The sequence below is a fragment of the Bartonella sp. AP30XZML genome (genome assembly GCF_042195945.1).
In the GTDB taxonomy this organism is placed as follows: Bacteria; Pseudomonadota; Alphaproteobacteria; order Rhizobiales; family Rhizobiaceae; genus Bartonella.
Map to the genome: position 1 here is coordinate 24,692 of NZ_JBHIPJ010000120.1, position 23,456 is coordinate 48,147.

General features: G+C 35.9%; 18 protein-coding genes. 9 read left to right on the forward strand and 9 right to left on the reverse strand.

The features are described from left to right. The first annotated feature begins 50 nt into the window (after window positions 1–50). Genes ispH through rnhA form a run of 3 tightly spaced genes read left to right on the forward strand, consistent with a single transcriptional unit; the run spans window position 51 to window position 2,538 of the window. A complete protein-coding gene (gene ispH, locus ACFIL2_RS10370; RefSeq protein WP_375636191.1) occupies window positions 51–1,106 on the forward strand; it encodes a 4-hydroxy-3-methylbut-2-enyl diphosphate reductase in 1,056 nt (351 codons plus the stop codon). After that, on the forward strand, window positions 1,106–2,065 hold the full coding sequence (locus tag ACFIL2_RS10375; RefSeq protein ID WP_375672016.1) for a homoserine kinase: 960 nt from the start codon (window positions 1,106–1,108) through the stop codon (window positions 2,063–2,065). The genes ispH and ACFIL2_RS10375 overlap by 1 nt, the downstream gene beginning before the upstream one ends. Window positions 2,066–2,070: 5 nt before the next feature. Continuing rightward, window positions 2,071–2,538, forward strand: a complete 468-nt coding sequence (rnhA, locus tag ACFIL2_RS10380) for a ribonuclease HI (RefSeq protein WP_375634233.1) — start codon at window positions 2,071–2,073, stop codon at window positions 2,536–2,538. A 26-nt stretch (window positions 2,539–2,564) separates the two neighbouring features. Here the strand turns inward: rnhA and ACFIL2_RS10385 are convergent, their stop codons facing one another. Beyond that, window positions 2,565–3,443, reverse strand: a complete 879-nt coding sequence (locus ACFIL2_RS10385; RefSeq protein WP_375661881.1) for a protein-disulfide reductase DsbD domain-containing protein — start codon at window positions 3,441–3,443, stop codon at window positions 2,565–2,567. 71 nt (window positions 3,444–3,514) lie between these two features. Between ACFIL2_RS10385 and ACFIL2_RS10390 the strand changes: the two genes are divergently transcribed. After that, a complete protein-coding gene (locus ACFIL2_RS10390) occupies window positions 3,515–4,099 on the forward strand; it encodes a YqgE/AlgH family protein (RefSeq protein ID WP_375672015.1) in 585 nt (194 codons plus the stop codon). A 35-nt stretch (window positions 4,100–4,134) separates the two neighbouring features. Here ACFIL2_RS10390 and ACFIL2_RS10395 read toward each other — a convergent pair whose 3' ends face one another. From ACFIL2_RS10395 to ACFIL2_RS10425, 7 genes are all read right to left on the reverse strand, one after another. Then, complete coding sequence (locus ACFIL2_RS10395) at window positions 4,135–7,020, reverse strand: EAL domain-containing protein (RefSeq protein ID WP_375680220.1); 2,886 nt, start codon at window positions 7,018–7,020, stop codon at window positions 4,135–4,137. 398 nt (window positions 7,021–7,418) lie between these two features. Then, window positions 7,419–8,693: a M16 family metallopeptidase gene (locus tag ACFIL2_RS10400; protein WP_375680221.1), complete on the reverse strand. Its 1,275-nt coding sequence runs from the start codon at window positions 8,691–8,693 to the stop codon at window positions 7,419–7,421. Between the two features lie 83 nt (window positions 8,694–8,776). Further along, window positions 8,777–10,174: a threonine synthase gene (gene thrC, locus ACFIL2_RS10405; RefSeq protein ID WP_375634239.1), complete on the reverse strand. Its 1,398-nt coding sequence runs from the start codon at window positions 10,172–10,174 to the stop codon at window positions 8,777–8,779. 637 nt (window positions 10,175–10,811) lie between these two features. After that, window positions 10,812–11,174, reverse strand: coding sequence for a hypothetical protein (locus tag ACFIL2_RS10410; RefSeq protein WP_375634240.1), 363 nt, complete (start codon window positions 11,172–11,174; stop codon window positions 10,812–10,814). 209 nt (window positions 11,175–11,383) lie between these two features. Next, window positions 11,384–11,746, reverse strand: coding sequence for a hypothetical protein (locus tag ACFIL2_RS10415; RefSeq protein WP_375634242.1), 363 nt, complete (start codon window positions 11,744–11,746; stop codon window positions 11,384–11,386). 178 nt (window positions 11,747–11,924) lie between these two features. Next, entirely contained in the window at window positions 11,925–12,281 is a 357-nt protein-coding gene (locus ACFIL2_RS10420; RefSeq protein ID WP_375634244.1) for a hypothetical protein, read from the reverse strand. A 2,000-nt stretch (window positions 12,282–14,281) separates the two neighbouring features. Beyond that, a complete protein-coding gene (locus ACFIL2_RS10425) occupies window positions 14,282–14,977 on the reverse strand; it encodes an HAD family hydrolase (protein ID WP_375634246.1) in 696 nt (231 codons plus the stop codon). A 371-nt stretch (window positions 14,978–15,348) separates the two neighbouring features. Between ACFIL2_RS10425 and ACFIL2_RS10430 the strand changes: the two genes are divergently transcribed. Continuing rightward, window positions 15,349–16,437, forward strand: coding sequence for a site-specific DNA-methyltransferase (locus tag ACFIL2_RS10430; RefSeq protein ID WP_375613050.1), 1,089 nt, complete (start codon window positions 15,349–15,351; stop codon window positions 16,435–16,437). A gap of 757 nt (window positions 16,438–17,194) precedes the next feature. Here the strand turns inward: ACFIL2_RS10430 and mutY are convergent. Next, entirely contained in the window at window positions 17,195–18,253 is a 1,059-nt protein-coding gene (mutY, locus tag ACFIL2_RS10435; RefSeq protein ID WP_375634248.1) for an A/G-specific adenine glycosylase, read from the reverse strand. A 142-nt stretch (window positions 18,254–18,395) separates the two neighbouring features. Between mutY and ACFIL2_RS10440 the strand changes: the two genes are divergently transcribed. The 4 genes from ACFIL2_RS10440 (at window position 18,396) to ACFIL2_RS10455 (ending at window position 23,318) form a co-directional block, all read left to right on the forward strand. Further along, a complete protein-coding gene (locus ACFIL2_RS10440) occupies window positions 18,396–18,896 on the forward strand; it encodes a DUF721 domain-containing protein (RefSeq protein WP_375631604.1) in 501 nt (166 codons plus the stop codon). An 82-nt stretch (window positions 18,897–18,978) separates the two neighbouring features. Further along, window positions 18,979–19,635, forward strand: a complete 657-nt coding sequence (locus ACFIL2_RS10445) for a DsbA family protein (RefSeq protein WP_375611143.1) — start codon at window positions 18,979–18,981, stop codon at window positions 19,633–19,635. A 172-nt stretch (window positions 19,636–19,807) separates the two neighbouring features. Continuing rightward, a complete protein-coding gene (gene ppdK / locus ACFIL2_RS10450; protein ID WP_375634250.1) occupies window positions 19,808–22,474 on the forward strand; it encodes a pyruvate, phosphate dikinase in 2,667 nt (888 codons plus the stop codon). Window positions 22,475–23,192: 718 nt separating this feature from the next. After that, window positions 23,193–23,318: a hypothetical protein gene (locus ACFIL2_RS10455; protein WP_375655271.1), complete on the forward strand. Its 126-nt coding sequence runs from the start codon at window positions 23,193–23,195 to the stop codon at window positions 23,316–23,318. The last annotated feature ends 138 nt before the right edge of the window (window positions 23,319–23,456 follow it).

Below are 23,456 nucleotides of genomic sequence, written 5' to 3' on the forward strand. Positions count from 1 at the left end.
TAATGATAGGTTGTTTGAATATGATAAAGCTATAGAGATTAAGGATGATTATGTCTGGACTTCCCCCTTTAACGATACGTCTTTGTGGTCCACGTGGATTTTGTGCAGGGGTTGATCGTGCTATCCAGATTGTTCTGCTTGCATTAAAAAAATATGGTGTTCCAGTATATGTTCGTCATGAAATTGTACACAACCGCTACGTGGTTGAGGGATTACAGCAACGGGGTGCTGTTTTTGTCGAAGAACTTAATGAGATTCCAGAAGAACATCGCAATCAACCAGTTGTTTTTTCTGCTCATGGTGTACCAAAATCTGTTTCAGAAGAAGCACGATGCTATAATTTGTTTTATCTCGACGCAACATGTCCGTTGGTCTCGAAAGTTCATAAACAAGCGATACGACATCAACGTCATGGTCGTCATGTTATATTGATTGGTCATGCTGGTCATCCTGAAGTGATAGGGACAATGGGACAGCTTGAAGAAGGGGTTGTGACGCTTATTGAAACGATAGAAGATGCTTTGCATTATCAACCCAATGATCCAGATAAATTAGGATTTGTTACACAAACAACGCTTTCTGTTGAAGATACTGCAGGAATTATCGATATATTACAACAACGTTTTCCTACATTAGCAGCCCCAGCGGCTGAATCAATTTGCTATGCTACAACGAATCGACAAGATGCGGTTAAAGCAGCGGCAAAGGGGAGTGATTTGTTTTTGATTGTTGGAGCACCAAATTCTTCTAATTCACGACGTTTAGTAGAGGTTGCCGAAAAGTCTGGTGCGCGACAAGCTATTTTAGTTCAGCGCGCTGATGAAATTAATTTTGAAAACCTAAAATCTCTTTCTATTGTCAGTCTTTCAGCAGGGGCTTCGGCTCCTGAAATTATTATTGATGAAATTATTTCAGCGTTTCGTGAGCGTTATGATGTCACAATAGAATTAGCTGAAACAGCGGTAGAAACGGAAAAATTTTTAGTGAGTCGCGAATTACGTGACGTCATTTTAACGTCTCAAGATATGGCTTTCGTCAATGGTCAAGCAAATAATGCAAAAAATGAAAATCAGAATACAGACATGTCTACAACGAAAGCAGAATAATGGCCGTTTATACAGATATTCACCCAAATGATTTAAAAGTGTTTTTAACACGTTATGCAATAGGATCACTTTTGTCTTATCAAGGTATAGAAGAGGGGATTGAAAATTCCAATTTTATGTTAGAGACAACACAAGGGCGATTTATTTTAACACTTTATGAAAAGCGTATTTCAGAAGATGATTTACCTTTTTTTTGTCGCTTGATGCAGCATTTAGGACAACGTGGAATTCCTTGTCCTAAACCTGTTATTCAAAATGATGGAATGATGATCTGTGAATTAGCAGGACGTCCTGCTGCTATTATTACTTTTCTGGAAGGAGAGTGGATCCGCCAGCCCAACATAGATCATTGTGGCGAAGTGGGGATGGGGTTAGCACAATTACATTTAGCAGGACAGGATTTTACACTCAGTCGTAAAAATACTCTTTCTGTTATGGATTGGCAGGTATTGTGGCAACGTTGTCAAACCAAAGAAGATGCATTGTTAAAAGAATTTGGACAAAAAATTGAGTTGGAATTGGCTTTTTTACAGGAAAATTGGCCGTTCAATTTACCAATAGGCATTATTCATGCAGATTTATTTAATGATAACGTTTTTTTTGTGAATCATCGTCTTTCTGGGATGATAGATTTCTATTTTGCTTGTAATGACTTTTTTGCTTATGATTTAGCGATCTGTTTAAATGCTTGGTGCTTTGAGCCTGATCATTCCTATAATCTTACCAAAGCACGTAAGTTATTGGAAAATTATCAAAAAATAAGACCATTGATCCCTTTAGAATTGGACAAGATGGTTTTATTAGCTCGTGGTGCGTCTCTACGTTTCTTACTCACACGTCTATATGATTGGTTTAATACACCGCCTAATAGCTTTGTTATTAAGAAAGATCCATGGGAGTATTGGCACAAGCTTTGTTTTTTCAGTAATGTAAATTCGCTAAGTGAATTAGGTTTTTAAATTTTATGGCAACTCAACAAAAAGTCGTTGAAATTTATACAGATGGTGCTTGCTCAGGGAATCCTGGAATTGGAGGGTGGGGGGCAATTTTACGCTGGAATGGTCATGAACGGGAGCTTTATGGCGGTAAGGTCCATACGACAAACAATCAAATGGAACTCATGGCGGCAATTTGTGCATTAAAGGTGCTTAAAGAGCCCTGTTTGGTCGATCTTTATACAGACTCAGTTTATGTACGTAACGGTATATCTAAGTGGATTGAAGATTGGAAAAAGAATAATTGGCGCACCGCATCAAAAAATCCTGTTAAAAATATGGAGCTATGGCAAGCTCTTGAGGATGCTAGTTCTTGTCATACAGTTAGATGGCACTGGGTAAAAGGGCATGCGGGACATCCAGAAAATGAACGCGCAGATGCCCTTGCTCGCAAAGCAATTACTCAATATCGTGAAAATGGACGTTTTCCAGCATAATTGCTGTTTGAGAGCTTTTTCTTTTATCACGGAGACGCAAGAGGGGTTGGCTGCGTATGGAATATGAATGTTCCACTTAAGGCGTGATCTTTAAAAGAAACTGTATAAAAAATTTTTTGGTTTATTTCTTCTGGTGCGAAATAGAGTGGAGCATTAAAGAGTGTATATTCTGCGTTATCACTGACTTTTCTTGCTGCTCCAATTTGCATTTCTCCTCCATCTAAAAAGAGAGAGGAAGGAGTGGTTTTGTTATTATTTTGTATTTTTATAAGAAGGGTACTGTTATTTTTTTCGGCACTTATTTTTAGTGCATTCTGCGCCATGCGTGGCAAAGAATCTTGCGCCTTTTTTAAGAAGGAAGCAGGAAGCTGTTTATTTTTAAGAGCAGATGGCGAAAAATCAAAGTTAACAGTAAATGGAAGACAGATTTTGTGACATAATCCAAGAGTGAAAGCACCACTTAAATTTTTGCTTGAACTAGAAAGATTGAAGGGCAATATTACTTTATCTTTATAACCTAATGACCAATCATTTTCTGTTTCAAAAAGCTGTGGAGTAGGATAAAAGATTTCATAAGAAATCTGTTGGTTGAAATTAAAAAATGGTGCCATGCCAGAATTACCTGGATTACGCCAGTAAGTTTTCCATCCTGGTTTAAGCTCAATTTCAATAATGCCTTCTCTTATTCCAGAAAGAGAAGGTTCAGTGATCGCTAATCGGATACGACCACCATCTGATTCATACCAAGATGTTGCGAAAAGCTGGAGTTTTTGTTCTGTTTGAGCATTTACAGGAATGTTAAGTAATTCTAAAACTATGAATGTTAGGCTTAAAGTAACTAAAAGCTTTTTATAAAAGAAAGTTGCGATATTTTGTAAATTTGTAAATATATAACTTTTTTTCATTGGAGTTTTATTTTCCTAGTGTGCTAAATGAACAAACTTTTATCATGTAAATTATGGAGAATAACAGATTAATGAAGCGGTGTAATGGCTTTTTAGGTGGACAATTACTCATAGCAATGCCTGGGATGAATGACAAACGCTTTATTCGTTCTGTTATTTATATTTGTGCGCATTCTGATGCCGGTGCGATGGGCATCATTCTCAATCAATTGCATCATATTGATTTTCCGGAGCTTTTGCTTCACTTAGGAATCATAGACAGTGGCCAAAAAAAAAGTCTTTCTGAACCAATAAAACAGTTTCCAGTTCGCTATGGTGGTCCTGTTGATCCTTCGCGTGGTTTTGTTCTTCATTCAGATGATTATGCTTGTGAAGAAACTGTTTTTATTGCAGATAAGATCTGTTTTACTACGACAATTGATATATTAAAAGCGATCAGTTGCGAACAAGGTCCGCAACATGCACTGGTCGCATTAGGCTATGCTGGATGGAAAGCGGGGCAACTTGAGGCAGAAATTTCTACAAATGGGTGGCTAATCAGTTCTACATCACCTAGTTTTCTTTTTGAAAGCGATTTAAGCTGCAAATATGATAAAAGTTTAACACGCATGGGTATCGATCCAACTTATCTTGCTTCTGAAATGGGACACGCGTAGAGTTTTTTCTAAGCTTTTTAACTTTATTTTATCCCTTATGTTTTTATTTTATAAGGGAAATGGCTCTGAACGAGCGTAATTAATTCTTCTATGGCAATCGGTTTTGTCACAAGTGTACTTTGAACATATTTACAGCCTTCTTGACGGAGGAAGATTGCTTCTTTTTCATTTTCAACACCTTCTGCGATAATTTGCAAATTAAGATCTGTTGCCATATTAATGATAGACTTTAGAACAATTTTCTTCTTAAGAGAGTCGATTGAGATAAGTGAACGATCAAGTTTAACCATATCAAATGGATAACGTACGAGATAGGTCAGAGACGAATAACCTGTTCCAAAATTATCGAGTGCGAGATTCATTCCAAGTGTTTTAATTTGTTCAAGAAAGTGCGCTGATTGTTCAGGATTATTTCTTAAGACAAATTCAGATATTTCAATCATCAGACGCCCTTTGTGGAGCGGATGGCGAAGCAAAGCGGCACGCAATTGACTGATAAAACGAGGATGAATCATTTCTGCGCTTGGTAAATTAATTGAAATAAAGAAAGATTGTTGGGAAAACTTTTCTTGTACATTTATAAGATCAATAATGGCATTATCGATGATAAATTGTGACAAATCCATAACAATTTGTTCATTTTCTACGATTTTTATGAAATCAGAGACATTTAAATTTCCATAAGTGGGATGATGCCATTCTACAATTGTTTCAAAACCAATAATATGTCCGTCTGATAAATTAAGAATAGGATGGTAGAGGATTTTCATCTCATTACGTTTTATGGCATAATGAACATCTTTCTCCAGAGTATTATGTTCGAGACCCAAAGTGCGAAAATTAGGACGAAAAGGTTCAATATGGTTCCCACCCATTTGTTTTGCGCGAATCATCGCTAACTCACTATCATTAAAAATATCTTTAGCCGTCGATCGGCTTTCACTCCATGTAACCAATCCGATAGAGGTTGAAAGGATTATTTTATTTTCTGAAAGTGAAATAGGTGCTGAAATTGTTTTGTGCAAATGATCTGCAAATGCTGCAATTTTTTGTGGTTCGGTTTCACTGAGTAAAATAATTGCAAAGCGGTCTGCTGAAAGACGCGATAAGGTGTCTTGAAAGTTAATAAGACGATTTAAACGACGTGCGATTATAAGCAGTACAGTATCCCCAACTGCTATGCCTAATTTGCGATTAATTTGGCGAAAATTGTCAAAATCAATCATAAAGACAGTCGGTCTAATTTTGATATTTGCTTTCGCTAAAGAGGTATAATTTTGTAGTCTATCAAAGAAAATTTGTTGGTTAGGAAGTCCGGTTAAGCTGTCGTGGATTGCATCATGCAATAAGCGTTCTTCGGATTTTTTATGGTTAGTAATATTGACAATGGTTCCAATGACACGTGTGATTTTTCCATCTTTTTGCATAGCCGGACGTGCACGAAGAGAAAACCAATGATAATAACCACCACCGGAAGAAAGCCGAAAAATTTGATCAATGCGCCCTTTTTTATTTTTAAGAATGATATCCAATACGGCTTGAAAGCGTTCACGATCATCATGGTGCAAGGCTGAAATCCAGTTGCGCATAGGTCCATTGAGGTTATGAATTTCAGTACCAAAAAGGGTTGCCATGTTTGGATGTACAACAATACGGTCACGCTCAATATTCCAATCCCAAATAATATTTCCAGCTCCCTTTGCTGCGAGTACTTGTTGTTCAAGGTCGGAAAATATTCCTTCATGGAAAGCGTCATTAGAAAAAGTTTGTTGCAGGACAGTAAAGCTTATGAGAAGAACAATGAGCACTAATCCCCCCGCTAATGCTGGCTGGATAATATCATTGTTTAAATGTCCAGCTATGCAGGCATAGGCTCCAACGCACCAAAAGCTAATGAGCAACCATGTTGGAATAAGCATAATGGCGCGGTCATAGCTTCTGATTGAGAAATAGATGATTAATATTATACCAAGCACAGCGGTAAGGCCAAAAGACAAACGCGCAATTCCAGCTGCTCTGATGGGATCATAAATAGCAAAGGCTCCTAGACTGCAAAACGCAATGGTCCAAGCGATAGCACCGTAACTAAAATGATAATGCCAGCGGTTAAGGCTGAGATAGGTAAAAAGAAAAATGAAGAGTGTAGCAGTAAGTGCTACTTCTGTACCAGCACGCCAGATTGGTTGGGTTGTGAGTGTAACTGCAAAGAATTTATTTAAAAAGTTGAAGTCAATACCAATATAAAAAAGCACTGCCCAAGCAACTGCCGCTGTTGCAGGAAACAGCCCTGTTCCACGGACGACGAAGAGAACAGTTAACAAAAGCGCTAAGAGACCTGATATCCCAAGAAGAATACCATGATAAAGCGTATAAGAATTAATTGCATCTTTATAAGCTTCAGGTTGCCATAAATAGATTTGCGGTAGATTTGCAGAGTTAAGTTCGGCCACAAATGTAATAACAGCACCAGGGTTAAGGGTAATACGAAAGATATCAGAGTTTGCACTAAGTTGACGATCGAGGGAAAAACCTTCGCTTGGCGTTATGGATTGAATCCTTGATGATCCAAGGTCTGGCCAAAAAAATCCAGAACGTGCCATGCGGTAATGGGGGGCAACGATGAGACGATCAACTTGTTCATCTGTTGGATTTGCAAGAGAAAAAACTGCCCAATTTCCGGAAAATTTTTCATTTTTTGCCTGCACTTCAATACGCCATACAATACCATCTGGTCCTGGTGCTGTACTTGTTTGAAAAATAGAGTTGTTTGTATGGTGAATTTCAATTGCTTTTGAGAGATCAAGAGCAGCATCTTGAGAAGAAATTTTAACTGGTTCAATTGCTTGTGCTGATGTAAGATGGACAAGAGAACTAACGACTACAATGAAAATGATGTCAATTATTTTACGCAAACTCTTCACAATGTCCCACTCTCAATATTTTAGGATGTTTAATTTTCATTTCGACTTTTGAGAAAAAACGTCCACCTTTTATAATTTATTTACATAATAAATTGTTATCACTTTTTCTTAAGTTATGTGATTTTATATACAAATAGACCACACACCCATTTGCTTCAATGGAACCTGAAGCGAATGAAGTTTTATATTTTAAAAGGGCAAAGTTAAACCATGAATTTTCAGATTTCACGGATATACCTTCACTTATTAGAATCTTTATCACATGAAGTATGAATTGGGTAGTTTTGTACACCTCTTTGCCCAATATTTCCAAAACTTATTTAATGAGGAGAGCTTTTGTGGTAAATTTTATGATAAAATATGTGACGTTATTGTGATGCTGCTTTAAAAAGAAGTTTTTACTTTAGCTTGTATGAAAGAGTTGACGTTAAATCATCAAAATTTATGAGGGGGCCTACAGGTCCGACAGCAGTTAGTGTTGGAGTGGAGTTTGTAAAAAGACGATGTGCTAAATCAGTTAATCTTTTAGGAGTGATGAGATTGAGGCGTTCAATTGTTTCCGATATTGGAATTGGTCGACCATAAAGGAGTATTTGGCGAGCAATGAGATGTGCTTGACTAGAGGGATTTTCTTGTGACATTGTCAGATTTGCACGATATTGCGTTTGTGCTCGTTGCAGTTCGTTGGCGTGAATATTTTTGCTGACCTTGGAAAGTTCATCAAGAATCACAGGAATAAGTTCTTTGAGCCCTTCTTGTCCGGTAGCTGCGTGAACACCAAAAAGCCCAGTATCTGAAAATCCCCAATGAAAAGCATAAATAGAATAGCATAATCCACGTTTCTCTCTTACCTCTTGAAAAAGACGTGAAGACATACCAGCACCAAGAATGATTGAAAGAATTTGGGCCGCATAAAAATCACGCGCGTGATAAGCACGCCCTTCAAACCCTAGAACAACTTGTGTATCCATTAAATCGCGATATTCACGAAAGTCGCCACCGACATAATTTGCAAGATTAGTAAGAGGTGCGGTTGAATGGGAGCGAAAAGTACCAAGACGACTTTCAACTTCTCGCAAGAAACTTTCGTGCTTTACAGCTCCTGCAGCAACGACAATCATACGATCTGCACTATATTGTTTATTGATGAAATCATGGAGATCAGTAGATGTAAATGATTGAATAGTTTTAGCTGTTCCTAAAATAGAGCGTCCAAGGGATTGATGACGAAAGGCTGTTTCTGTAAAGTGATCAAAAACAATATCATCAGGAGTGTCATGGGCAGCACCAATTTCCTGAAAGATTACTTGTTTTTCTCGTTCTAGTTCATCGTCGTCAAATTTTGAATGCATTAAAATATCGGCTAAAATGTCTATAGCAAGTGGGATATCGCTTTTAAGTACACGTGCAAAGTAAGCTGTTGTTTCAATACTGGTTGTAGCATTGATTTCACCGCCAACATCTTCAATATCGGTTGCAATTTGAAAAGCAGTACGGTTTTCGGTTCCTTTAAAAGCCATATGCTCAAGAAGATGAGCAATACCATGCTGTGTGGAGGTTTCATTGCGTGAGCCCACTTTAACCCATATTCCGAGGGCAACACTATCAATTTGTTGCATTGTATGTGTGGCGATAGTCAAACCATTATTTAGGCGACAGATATCTACATCCATGTATTTACAACTCCATTAAATAAGCTAAATACCTCATTGTAAGGGTATCAGAATCTTCTTGATTTAAATTAATGCAGCTAACTTTAATAAGATGCACGCGATTTTAAAGAAATATAATCTTTTACTATTTTTTCATCATTAGCAAGATTTATAAAATGTTCTTCGTGTTTCATTACATCATTGAGATGAGATGGCCATGGAGCATGAAGGCCACAAGCGCTTTTAATAGTATCAGGAAATTTAGCTGGATGAGCCGTGGCAAGAACGATCATTGGAATATGCGGTTTTTTGTTTTCACGCGCTACTTGAAGAGCGACCGCTGTATGTGGATCAACAAGATAGCCACTTTCCTTATAGACACTATCAATTTTTTGAGCTGTTGCAGCCATGTTGCTTTTCCCAGCGGAAAATAGCGAACGAATATTTTTGAGTTGCTTTTCATCAAGAGTAAAGAGACCCGTTTTTTTCAAGTTTTCCATTGCATTGCGAATCCACATTGGATCACGATTGCCACTTTCAAAGAGCAAACGTTCAAAATTAGAAGAGACCTGAATATCCATAGAAGGTGATGTTGTATGGACTATTGGTTTTGTTTCGTAAGTACCACTGGTCAATGTACGTACAAGGATGTCGTTATCATTCGTTGCGATGACCAGTTGAGCAATGGGTAATCCCATACGGGCTGCGACATAACCTGCAAAAATATCACCAAAATTTCCAGTAGGAACAGTGAATGAAACAGCTCTATCAGGTGCTCCTAAAGAAAGTGCAGATGAAAAATAGTAAACAATTTGCGCCATGATACGCGCCCAATTTATAGAATTAACACCTGAAAGCGCTGTTTTTTTACGAAAATTATGATCATTAAACATTGCTTTGACAAGAGCTTGGCAATCATCAAAATTTCCTTCAATGGCAATGGGATGAACATTGGAACATTGATTGGTTGTCATTTGCCGTTGTTGAACAGGTGATACACGTCCTTTAGGAAATAAAATAAAAATATCTGAGTGTTCTTTTCCAGCAAAAGCTTGTATCGCAGCTCCTCCTGTATCACCTGATGTTGCAGCAATAATCGTTGCACATCTATTTTTTTTAGTCAAAACATAATCCATCAGTCGAGAAAGAAACTGCATTGCTACATCTTTAAAAGCTAAAGTAGGACCATGAAAGAGTTCAAGGATAAATTCATCTGCTCCAGTTTGTCGTAACGGACAGATTGCTGGATGGTGAAAGGTTGCATAAGATTCAGCGATCATATTTTCAAAAGCTGTATATTCGATTTCGTTATTCACAAAGGGCCACAGAATAGTTTTAGCAATTGTTGTATAGGACTGACCACGAAGTGCTCGTAACGCATCAAATGATAATTGCGGAAATTTATCTGGAAGATAAAGCCCACCATCACTCGCCAACCCTGTCATGATTGTTTCAGTAAAGCTTAAAGCAGGAGCTTCACCTCTCGTGCTGATATATTCCATAAGTCTTATCCTTTTTTTATTTCTGGCAAATTGGTGAAGTTATTTATTTCACGTTTTTCATAATATTTAAATTATTAAATGGATAGAGCTTCTTTTCTTCTTTTTAACTCAATAATGAAAGGAAATAGCCTTAAGCATTTTTATTTTTGAGATATAAACGCCAAATGTTCACAGAAAATCTTTTACAGTCGAAAATTTTCTCTCTATTATTCATTCACTTAAATTTTACAACGTATCTTCATTTGTACACCTTCTTAAATAATACAATTAAATAGATAGAATGGCATTTACTGAAGAACTTTTGTATAAAACTCAATCATTTATAGTTATTTTATGCTCTTAATACTTTGTAACAATTAAATCTGCTGAACTGAATGTTAAAATGATACACCTCAGAACTCACATTGGAAGATTTATAAGGTAAATTTATGGCATTTCGTGCGCAAATCTATACTTTGAATAATCTTTTTTAGCTTAATTTATCACTTTGTATAATAATAGATATTATATTTGTGCTATACAGTATGGTAACCTAAAGTTTATCCATAGAAAACATACAACAGCCTGCTAAATGATGGGAAGCAGGCTGTAAAGTATTTTCATTTTAAATAGAAAAAAATAACTAAGTATCTTTGAATTATTTGCCTTTAATTTTTCCTATTGCCCATCCGATTATCGCACTAAATATGGCCATAACAGATCCGGTTAAAAATCCAAAACCTAAAGCTCCCATTGTAGAAAAAACTCCTAGCGTAATGGGTTCAAATACTTTCTCAAATTTTCCTTCAAAGGCAGATTCACTTTTTGCTCTATGAGTGAAACTTGGGACATAAAGAGCAGCTATATCGATAGTTTTTTTCTTTCCTTGTTCTATTAGAGAGACAGTTTCCCATTGAGTATCATTTTTCAAATGATTGGCATGAACATTTATAACTTGTGAAAGCAAAAAAGCAACTGCTATAAAAATATTTAATACGTAAGTTTTCAATACTTTAATCATAGTTTACCACCAATACTTTTATTTTAATCTGAATTGAATAGATGCATCGGCAGAATTAGTGCACATTGAGAGAAACAGAAGCATTTAAAGCTTTTTTCACTCTTAGTGTGGTAATTCATTAGTTTTTGTCATCAACAATGGATAAACACAGAATATGTTCATAGTTTATATTTCATATGAGAAGGTCTTATTCTGATGAAATTTCAATTTTAACGAGATTTAAAATACAATATTATTTTACTTATTATCCATCCTAAAAACATGCCTATCGTACTTGATGCATATCCAAGTGCCATCCCCATACCAAAAGCCCCGAGTGTAAGAGGTTCAACAACCTTTTCAAATTTTCCTTCAATAGTAGCTTCATTACCCACTCCACGATTTAGACTAGGTCTATAGAGAGAAACAGTATGGACTACATCCTTTCTTTTCTGCTCTATTGCAGAAACAAAAATATTCTCACGATGAGTACTATTTTGTAAAGAGTTTGCATGCACATTTACAACCTGAGAAAGAGAAAAGGCAGACATAATGAAAATACTTAATATATGATTTTTAAATAATTTAATCATAATTTACCTCAAATATTTATAATATTCAATATATATGCGTAAATTTATACTTTGGATATTTGGATGTAATCTACGAAATTTATATTTCATGGAAAAATAAGCTTTATTATGTAATTATTTACAATTAATTATTGACTCATAATGAAGCTATTATTCTAGAGTTATAGACGAGGTTGAATTATTTGAACATCAATACTATGTCCTTTATCCAACTTATTATCGATCCTATAAAACTCAGTGCATATCCAGCGTACAATAGTCCCATTCCTATAGTCATAGGCCCAACGACCTTTTCAAATTTTCCTTCACCTATTGTTCCATGTTCTGTTTGATAATTTACAGACGGAGCATAGAAAGCAGTCGTAGAAACTACATCGGATTTCGCATATTTTACTTGTTCCATTGGGAAAACAGAAAGTTCCTCTTTTGGAGTATCGTTTTTCAAATAGTTTGCATTAACATTTACAGTTTGTGAAATAAAAAAAGTGCTCGCTATAAAAATGCTTAAAATATAATTTTTAAATATTTTTACCATAAATTTACCTCAAATATTTTTAAGTTATATATGTAATAAATATACATAATGTTTATGTATATCACACTATATACAAGCCATATAGTTCAATATGTATTTTTAGTCAATAATAAAAATACATATAAAAATATAACTATAATTTTTATAAACGTTATTGTAAAAAAGTAACAGTAATAATTACAAATTATATTTTTTAAAAACTTTATACAATATTTTATTATGTGTTATATATAAAACAACATATGGTTATCGTATAATTTTTATAAAACGATATTAATATATTTTTTAAATACATTTATAGATAATAAAAGTGATCAAAATTTTTACATATTAAATATATAAAAATTTATTTATTATCGATAGTATAATAGAAAACATGAAAATTATGATGTAGTTATAAAAATATTATTAACAATTAAAATATGAAAGGATACGATAAAATTTTATTATTTATAGTATTTATTATAGATAGTCATTATTGTATAATGTGTGTTATATAGATATTATTTAAGTTATTATTCAATGGTTATTTAAGTGCATCGTGATAGCAGAATAATAATTCTTAATTTACTATTAAATATATACATTTATCTTATAGATAATAATATGTTATAGATACTAAAAAATGTACAATTTTCTCATAGTATAAAGTAGAGCTCGAATTGGATAGAGATAAATGATATTATCTTTTTCTCGCCAATGTGAACAGCATATTACTATGATGGAAGGCGGTGTATAGAAGAATATAATTTAGACATATTTATGAGTGCCGAAAGATCAGCATTAGATAATATTTTCAACACTTTCTTTTTTCCAAACTGAAAAGCCGCTTTTATTTTTAGAAAGTGGATTACTTTTGAAAAGATCTGATTTCATTGCTTATTTAAAAAGGCTATTAAGTGCTTTCGGAAAATTTTAAGCAACTATTGGTATCTCTGTCGCTTGTTTAACATGATTATATGTTTCATATTTATGTGCTTTTTTAAAGAAACCGTTCTCAAGGTACTCAAGCCTATTTTGCAATGATAGATATGATGATAAAGCCCCCATAATATAAAATTCTTAGGGCATCAGAATTTTTGACGTTTATAAAGAAGAAAGATGGCATTGCCATACACTTTTCTCGCTCCTAATGTTGCTATAATTTTTGCCTTTTGAGATGATTCATTAAAAGGCATTTTTATTTCTTTATTTATTTAATTCAGCATATCCAGATTTGAAATGAGAGAATCTTACAATATTCGTTTTTTTTGCTTAATTTGAATAATGATAAATTATGATTATAAATCAATATATTGTCTGTAAATTACTTGGTATGAAATGTTTTTTATAAAATGCAAATCTTTATAAGAATGTATTCTTTTTGTTTTTTGTAATCTTAGGGAGGTTGTACCGATTGAAGCTGTTAAAATACTGTTTAAGCAGCAAAGTAAATAAGCCTTCAACAAGTTTATGAGATTTGGATTGAGTAAATATAAGTTCTTCTAACTCAACAAGGACGCTTTTGTTGTTTTCAATAAACTCTTGTATTCCATAGATTCCGCGAATTTTAATATGCTTTCCATGACCAATACGCACATACTCTAAAATTTTACCATAGTGTGTGATTTTTTTGATCAGATGGAAGAGGCTAGCAATTTTCACATCTTATCGAGCAGGGCATCGTCATATTCCTTTTTTGAAAAATATAATAACTTATCAGGATGGGCTGCTGAGGTTGGGAGTGAGATATCGGATTTGAGATAGATAAGCAGGGTTTGATTTTTATGAGTTTTCCTCCCTGTTGTTTGCTTTTTTAAAGCGCGTGCAATGGTTAACTGACTTATTGATTGCTCAACGAGGTGCTATATTTTTTCCTTCACATTGAAATGCAATTCACCCGTATCGTGAATTACGCATTTATTGAAGTTATTATAAAAGAAGCAACGAGAAGAGAAGGGCATTTGAGTAAAAATGCTTCTTACATAAGAGTTTACAAACTAATATATTCAAGAGATTTTTTATAATAGATCCCTCCATACTGCCATTGCTTCTAAGACTTCTCCTAAATGAGCATGTTTTGCGATAACTGTTTCTGCACCAGCTTCTGCAAGTGCATTAGAGTGGCCAAGATAGCTATGTGATCCTCCCGTAAAGCCGATGACACGCATGCCTGCTGCTGTGGCTGCGTGTACACCATGAAGGGAATCTTCTATAACGATAGTGTTTTGGGGCTCTGCCTGTAATTGTTGTGCGGCAAAAAGGAAAACATCAGGGGCCGGTTTCGTTCTTTTTGTTCCAACTTCAGGTGCTGAAAATATTTTACCTTCAAAAAGGTCATAGAGATCAACCGTGGTGAGCATCTCTTTTATATCTACGCTTTTTGCATTAGAGCAGATACAGTAGGGATAGCGTGTTTGAATAATTTCTATGGCTTCTCTTACATCATCAATAGCCCGTAATTTAGTTTTTATTTGTGTACGAAAAATATTAGTCATCTGATCTATGAGATGAGCGGAAATTGGTTTTTCTGTTTCCTGTTCAACGTGTTTAAGAATATCGCGAAAAATAAGCCCTGCAAAACGCTCACTCAATTCTTCGGGTGATATTTCATATCCTGTTTGTTTGAGCAATTGAGATCCAATTTTTGCTGCAAGATATTCAGAGTCGACGAGAACTCCGTCACAATCAAAAATAATAAGATCTATCTGAGGCATAAGATATTCCTTTACATGTTACGAGATGGACAACTTTCATGAAAACGATATTGAGAGGATCTTATTTCATAAAAATACGCTTTGAAAATGATTCTTAATTCTTTTACGAAATAAAAGATATGGGAACAGTACATTGAAAAAAAGAAAAATAAGGTTTCATTCATATGAAAGTTTTTTTACTTAAAAAAACAAAAACAATTATCAATTTTGTAGAACTTTAACGATACGTTTACGCTATTTTGTAAATATGGATTGGTAATGCGGGCCTATAAACTATTTTGGTTGATTATAGGGCAAATTCAGTTAATTTTGTTGGGTTTTTCATGACAGTTATTCAGCTTCAAAAAGATTTTCTTCGTACTCCCTCACAGATGCCATGGCGCAATAAAATTTTTAAAGGAGATTGTGTTTCCGTTCTAGAAAAACTTCCAAAACATTCCGTTGATATGATTTTTGCGGATCCACCCTATAATTTGCAATTGGACGGAGCTTTATATCGTCCAGATCATTCGCTTGTTGATGCGGTTGATGATGCATGGGATCAGTTTGAGAGTTTTGCTGCTTATGATGCTTTTACTCGTGCATGGTTGCTTGCTTGTCGTCGTGTATTAAAACCCAACGGAACACTTTGGGTTATCGGATCTTACCATAATATTTTTCGAGTTGGGACGGCATTACAAGATTTAGGTTTTTGGATGCTTAATGATATTATTTGGCGCAAGAATAATCCGATGCCTAATTTTCGAGGGCGCCGTTTTCAAAATGCTCATGAGACGCTTATTTGGGCTGTGCGAGATCAAAAAGATAAAAAGTACACATTTAATTATGATGCCTTAAAAGCGGCAAATGAAGATCTACAAATGCGTTCAGATTGGCTTTTCCCTCTCTGCACTGGAGCTGAACGTTTAAAGGATGATTCAGGGCGTAAATTACATCCAACACAAAAACCGCAAGCGTTATTAGCGCGTATTATTATGGCTTCTAGTAAACCTGGAGATGTTATTCTCGATCCGTTTTTTGGTTCGGGAACAACAGGTGCTGTTGCCAAGCTTTTAGGGCGTGATTTTGTTGGGATTGAACGCGAGCAAGATTACATCGATGCAGCATGTGAGAGAATTGCAGCGGTTCAACCTTTAGCGCAACCAGAACTAGCGATTTTGGATAGAAAAAAAGCAGAACCACGCGTAGCATTCAACAGTTTGCTTGAAGCAGGTTTACTCTATCCTGGAGAAGTTCTGTATGATCGTAAGAAGCAAGTATCTGCTATTGTAAGAGCTGATGGTACGATTATGCATGGTGGTGAAGCGGGCTCAATTCACGCAATGGGAAGAAAGGCTCAAGATTCGCAGAGTTGTAATGGTTGGACCTTTTGGTATTATGAGGAAAATGGACGGTTGAAGTCCATAGATCATTTAAGAATGATCATACGTTCACAAATGTTAAAAACGGGTGTTTTATGAACTAAGCTGATCGCTTCATTCTAGAGTGATCATCAATGTACCTGATCTTGATTGAGATGGACGGGAGGGTGTTTTTGCCTTTCTTAGATGTTTTTTATTAAAACACTAATCCGCTTATAAGCGGCAAGCGAGTATTTTTATGCTTCTTTTAGAAGAAATTAAAATGAGAAATTTTCACTCTATGTTCTGATTTTAGTTCCAAAACAGTAAAATTTCAATATAAGCTTATAAAAATGAAATATCAGAATTAAAAGGTTCATTCAGAAGTTCAAAATTAAGTGCGTTTTTGAATACGTACATCTGTAAAGTGCGTAAGATGTATTGGTTTATCAAGCTAATTTAGCGTTATTCATATTGACGTCCTCCCCGAATATCGTCAAATTTTCTTATTTCAGACCTGTTTCATATTGAATCAATAAAATTTACTTGCTTGCATGTCATAAGCGGGGGTGGCGTGTGAATAAAATTATTAAAGAAAGAATTAAAAAGTACCTTTTATGAACCGTTTCAAGTGCCAAGGGTTGTTGTAGGAGGCTGGTAAATATAATGATGGTGCTGACTTGCTCCTTCATAAGCAAAAAAGGATAGATCCTGAAATTTAAATCTAAAGCTTCTAAGCGTTTCTATCCCTCCTTAATTTTTGTCTGTAGAAAAAATTGGTTATTTCATTTTTTAAAATTTTTCTTTTACAGATTAATAAATGATCGCTAGAGATACAAAAGTCTCCATTAGAAAACATTTTTATGAATAGGGAAGGTTATTTAAATCTGAAAGAATTGGGAAGTGCTACGGAAATGGCTTTTTTCATAACAGTAGGTAGTGCTTCTTCGGCAAGATGTTGAATGTTACACCACCAACCATTTTCATAATTCATTTCATGAACATTCTCAGTATAGTAAACATCGAGTTTTAGAGAAAAGTGAGTAAAAACATGCGTAATTTGTCCTTTGAATTGCCAATTGGCAGTAAAGGGTGCATTTTGGAGCCCATTTTCGTTGTTTATGCCAATATTGTTAGGAATTTGGGTCATTCCACCAAGGAGCTTTTGCGTCTGTCGTTTTTCCAAATAAATTTGTTTCTTTTTATTAAGGACCACAAAAGCAATACCTGTTTTTGAAGGGCGTTCTTTTTTAGGGGCTTTAACTGGAAAAGACTCCGTTTGTTGCATCTTTTCTGCTTTGCATAAACATTGAAGAGGGCAGGTATAACAAGATGGTTTGCGTGGAGTACAAATTGTTGCTCCCAAATCCATCATTGCTTGAGCAAAGTCACCAGGACGATTTAAAGCAGTAATTTTTTGTGTTTTTTCTTTAATTTCAACTTTTGCTTTTTGCAATATTGAAGTGATAGCAAAAAGTCGCGCTACCACACGTTCGACATTACCATCAACCACTGCTACAGGGTGGTTAAAAGCAATCGCAGCAATGGCTGCGGCAGTATAATCTCCAATACCGGCTAGAGTTCGCAATTCTTTTACAGATTGTGGAAATTGTCCCGCGTAGTTTTCAACAAGCTGTCGCGCACATTTTTTAAGATTACGTGCGCGTGAATAATAACCAAGTCCAGCCCATGCTTTCATGATATCATCTTGTGAGGCTTTTGCTAAAGAGGAAAGATCAGGCCATAGTTTTAGAAACTTTTTAAAATAAGGCTTAACTGTTTCAACGGTTGTTTGTTGAAGCATGATTTCAGAAAGCCAAACTTGATAAGGATCAGGACGGATACCTTGTTTTTGCTTTTCTGGGGTAATCCGCCACGGAAGATGTCTGTGATTTTGATCGTACCAAGCAAGGAGGTGCGAAGAAATTTCATACATGATTGCTTTCAAGCATAGGGAGATATAAAATGCAAAAGAAAAAATTATTTATTTTGTTGATATTTCATAAATTGAGGAGGCAACAATTTTTAGATGAAACAAATGATTTTAATTTAGTAAGCGGTTGAACAATGATCTAAAAATGAGAAAACAACTTAAAAAACGTATCTTTTATTCTCTTTCTGAGACGGTATACAAAATACTTGATCCAGTTTTACGCAAACGGACAGGGCTTAATGTAGCGCTTATAGAACATTGGCCACAAATTGCGGGCTATGATATCAGTGAACATACAATGCCGCTTAAAATTATTTGGAAACGTCGTGCAGATCAAGATGAAGTTTTTCAGCCAGCAACACTTGTTGTCGCATGTGAAGGATTTGCTGCGTTAAAATTGATGCATGAAACAGAGGAATTACTTCATAGAATTAACGGATTTTTTGGCTATATTGCTATTGATCGCATCAAGATTGAGCAAAGGAGTATGTCGGTTTTTATGAATCACTTGCCTCTAAAACCGCCTTTGAGTGAACAAGACAAAAAATGCGTGGAAAAAATGCTTGAAGGAATTGAAGATAAAAGTTTGCACCAAGCACTTTATCAACTTGGCTGTTGCATTTTTTTGGAAAAAAATAATAAATAGAAAGATATTTTATATATTTTTCTTTAATATATGAGAAAGCATTGGATTCCTATTCGTTAATAACAACAGAAAAGTATTATTTATGGTAAAATATCGTTCTTTTTTATCTTTCGGGATAATTTTTCTCTTCATAACGATTGTACAAAACAGTGTAACAGTTGCTTTAGCGCGTGATCCCAAATCAGTGGCAACTGTTGATATGGCAGAGCTTCTTCAATCGGGTAAAGTAAAGGATCGCTTTGAGGGAGAGGCGGATGCACCAGTCGTCATTGTTGAGTATGCTTCGTTGACATGTACCCATTGTGCGCATTTTTATAATGATATACTTCCCCAAATTCGTAAAAAATATATCAAAACAGGAAAAGTAAAACTTATTTTCCGAGAATATGCTTTTGATCCTCGGGCAACAGCAGGTTTTATGTTGGCACGGTGTGCACCGGAAGATCGCTATTTTCCTTTGATAGAAGTTTTATTTCAAAAACAAAATGAATGGGCTTTCGGAAAAAATGCTCTAACACCATTGAAGAAAATTGGCTTAATGGCTGGTTTTACAGATGAAAGTTTTACTGCGTGTTTGAAAAATCAGTCCATTTTAGATGAAGTAAATGCATCTTTTGAACGCGGTAAAGAGCTTGGTGTCACAGCAACACCTACTTTCTTTATTAATGGTAGTAAATATGAAGGTGCCATGAAAGTAGAAGAATTTTTTTCGGTGATTGATAGTTTTCTAAAAAACTGAATCTTAATCTTCCAGAAGATGGATAGTGATTTTTGGTCATTATCTCTTTTGGAAGGATTAATATTATGCATTTATGAAGCGATATCGTTGAGCCAATTTTGAATCAAATCATTGCTTTTAAGTGAGCCTGGGTTGAATGATGTTTTGAAGCTGATATGGGAGGATTTGTACAGTGAAAAAATGGGTTTATAGTTTTGGAGATGGAAAGGCAGAAGGAAGTGCAAGTGAGCGTAACCTTCTCGGAGGTAAAGGGGCTAATTTGGCAGAAATGAGTAATCTTGGTTTGCCCGTACCACCCGGATTTACGCTGACAACAGAAGTTTGTAATTTTTATTATGCCCATGACAAATCATATCCAGAAGAGCTACAGGAATCTGTTAAGCAAGCACTAAGATACGTTGCTGAACAAACAGGACGTGAATTTGGGAATGAACAAAGACCACTTTTGCTGTCTGTTCGTTCAGGGGCTAGGGCTTCTATGCCAGGGATGATGGATACAGTGCTGAACCTTGGCATGAATGATAAAACTGTAAAAGCAATTGCTTTACAAGCCAATAATGAACGTTTTGCTTATGATAGTTATCGGCGTTTTATCCAAATGTATTCTAACGTTGTTTTGGGGCTAGACCATTCGTATTTTGAAGAGATTCTTGATGAAGTAAAAGCATGCAATGGTTACACTATTGATACAGAAATGACAGCAGATGATTGGAAGAATGTTATTATTTCTTATAAAGCCTATGTTGAAGAAAAATTAGGAACCCCTTTTCCACAAGATCCTGAACAACAGTTATGGGGGGCGATTGGAGCCGTTTTTTCAAGTTGGATGACAGCACGTGCAGTTACTTATCGCCGTTTACATAGCATTCCTGAAAGTTGGGGAACGGCAGTTAATGTGCAAGCTATGGTTTTTGGTAACATGGGAGAAGATTCGGCAACGGGCGTTGCTTTTACACGCAATCCATCGACAGGGAAAAAAGAACTTTATGGTGAGTTTTTAGTTAATGCGCAAGGGGAAGATGTTGTGGCGGGCATTCGAACGCCTCAAAATATTACAGAAAATGCGCGTATTGTTTCTGGTTCAAATAGACCGTCGTTAGAAAAAATTATGCCTGAGGCTTTTTTGAAATTATGTCAGATTGCGCAGAATCTTGAGCAGCATTATCGGGATATGCAAGATCTCGAATTTACCATTGAAAAAGGTAAATTATGGATGCTTCAGACTCGTTCAGGAAAACGCACGGCTCGTGCGGCTCTCAAGATGGCAATTGAAATGGTTGAGGAGGGGTTAATAAACCGTGAAGAGGCTGTGATGCGTATTGATGCAAAGTCGCTTGACCAACTTTTGCATCCAACACTTGATCCCAAAGCAGAACGTTTTGTTATAGGACGTGGTTTACCTGCTTCTCCTGGAGCCGCAACTGGTGAAATTGTTTTTACTTCAGAAGAGGCAGAAACTGTGTCGGCGGAAGGTCGCAAAGTTATTTTGGTCCGGGTAGAAACAAGCCCAGAAGATATTCATGGTATGCATGCTGCAGAAGGAATTTTAACAACGCGTGGCGGTATGACAAGTCACGCTGCTGTTGTTGCGCGGGGGATGGGAAAACCATGTATTTCTGGTGCTGGCAGTGTGCGGATTGATTATAACACAAATACGTTGTTTGCCTCAGGAGAAAGCCTAAAAAAAGGTGATGTTATCACAATTGATGGTGGAAGTGGAGAAATTTTCAAAGGGAAAGTTGCAATGTTGCAGCCTCAGCTTTGCGGAGACTTTGCAAAATTAATGGAATGGGCTGATGGGATGCGACGTATAAGAGTTCGCGCTAATGCTGATACACCATCTGATGCCCGTATGGGACGCTCTTTTGGGGCTGAAGGTATAGGTCTTTGCCGTACGGAGCATATGTTTTTTTCTGATGAACGTATCGTTGCCATGCGTGAAATGATTTTAAGTCATGATGAAAGTGGTCGTCGTAAAGCACTAGATAAGCTTTTGCCAATGCAGCGTTCAGATTTTAGTGAATTATTTGAAATTATGTGTGGTTTACCTGTTACTATCCGCTTGCTAGATCCACCATTACATGAATTTTTGCCTAAAACGAAAGCAGAAATTCTTGATGTTGCAACAGCTATGGGGGTTTCTGCTGAAGTGCTTGCTGAACGCACTCAGCAGTTGCACGAATTTAATCCTATGCTTGGATTACGAGGATGCCGTTTAGCTATTACTTATCCTGAAATTGCAGAAATGCAAGCGCGGGCGATTTTTGAAGCAGCAGCAGAAGCTGCCCAAAAATCTGGATCTCCTGTTATGCTTGAAATTATGGTGCCACTGGTTGCGCTTAAATCTGAACTCGATTTTGTGAAAGCGCGTATTGATCAGGTTGCTGAGGAAGTGATGAAAGAAAAGGGAAGCACTATTCAATATATGGTTGGGACGATGATTGAACTTCCAAGAGCGGCGCTTCGAGCAGATGAAATTGCTGAAACTGCTGAATTTTTTTCATTTGGAACAAACGATTTGACACAAACTACTTTTGGGATTTCCCGTGATGATGCAGCTCCTTTTTTGGCAACCTATTTTCAAAAAGGTCTTTTAGAGCAAGATCCTTTTGTGTCTATTGATCGTGATGGAGTAGGGGAACTTATTACCATTGCTGCACAGCGTGGACGCTCAAAGTGTGCAAAAATAAAATTGGGAATTTGCGGTGAACATGGAGGCGATCCTGCCTCTATTGCTTTATGCGAAGAAAATAACCTAGATTATGTTTCGTGTTCTCCTTTTCGGGTGCCAATTGCTCGTTTAGCAGCAGCTCAGGCCGCAATAGCAAAAAGGATGTAATGGGTTAATATTTTTTGTTGTATCGTTATTACTGAAATAAATTTTTATATATTCTTTTATTTTCTTTAATAAAGGGAATAAAAATGCTTCTAAAATGCACGATAAGTTGTGTTACGCGAGAAAGTGTTTTTTTAGAGGTTTATGAGAGAAAATATAAAGCAGGATAGACAAAGATGTATTATTAATACTACTTTCTATTGGCGAACCTCTTGATAGAGAGAAACGTGTTATTGTGCAGTCAATTTATGCGTTTGCTTTTTTATAGGGGAATGAGCTCCTCACGCAAAATAGAATGCTCCAAACAAATGCATTTTTTTTTGCACATCATGCTGTTTGAGATAGACATTTCTCAGTGGATGCTCCATTTCACATTGATATTCGTGGAATGGGGATTATGTAAAACTCCCCGTAAGTTTATAAAAATCTTCCCAAAATTTATAAACTCCATTATGCACTCCCATCTTTACATTTATAAAGGAATATCAAAGTTACACAATCTATTGATTTATAAAGATAATTTTTTATTTCTCATATTGAATGAAAGCTGTAAATATCATAAGATCTTCTTATTTCAACTTCTTTTATAATGAATCAATCAAAACCATGTTTTTTGTATGTTACAGGCGGGATGAGCGTCTGTGGATAAAAAAATAAAGCAAGGATATGCCTCTTATGAATCATCTCAAGTGAGAGCTATCACAAATTGAAGGTAGGTACAGTGTGTAATGGTGCCGGCTTGCTTCTTCACAAGCGTAAAGATGATGTGCGCTGTCGCGCAGTTGTTGTGGGGGGGCTGCTATTATTATTCACGGGCGTTGTTGCGAAGTGGTTTTGGGTGCTTTAGAGATGTTTTTTAAGAAAGCCCGTGAATGGCAATCCAAGTATATTCCGTTTGGGACATTTTGTTTTAGGTGAGGGGGAGTGAGACTAAAAAGACATGTGATAAATAAGAGCATGAGGCAATAGGTAATCTCCGTTATTT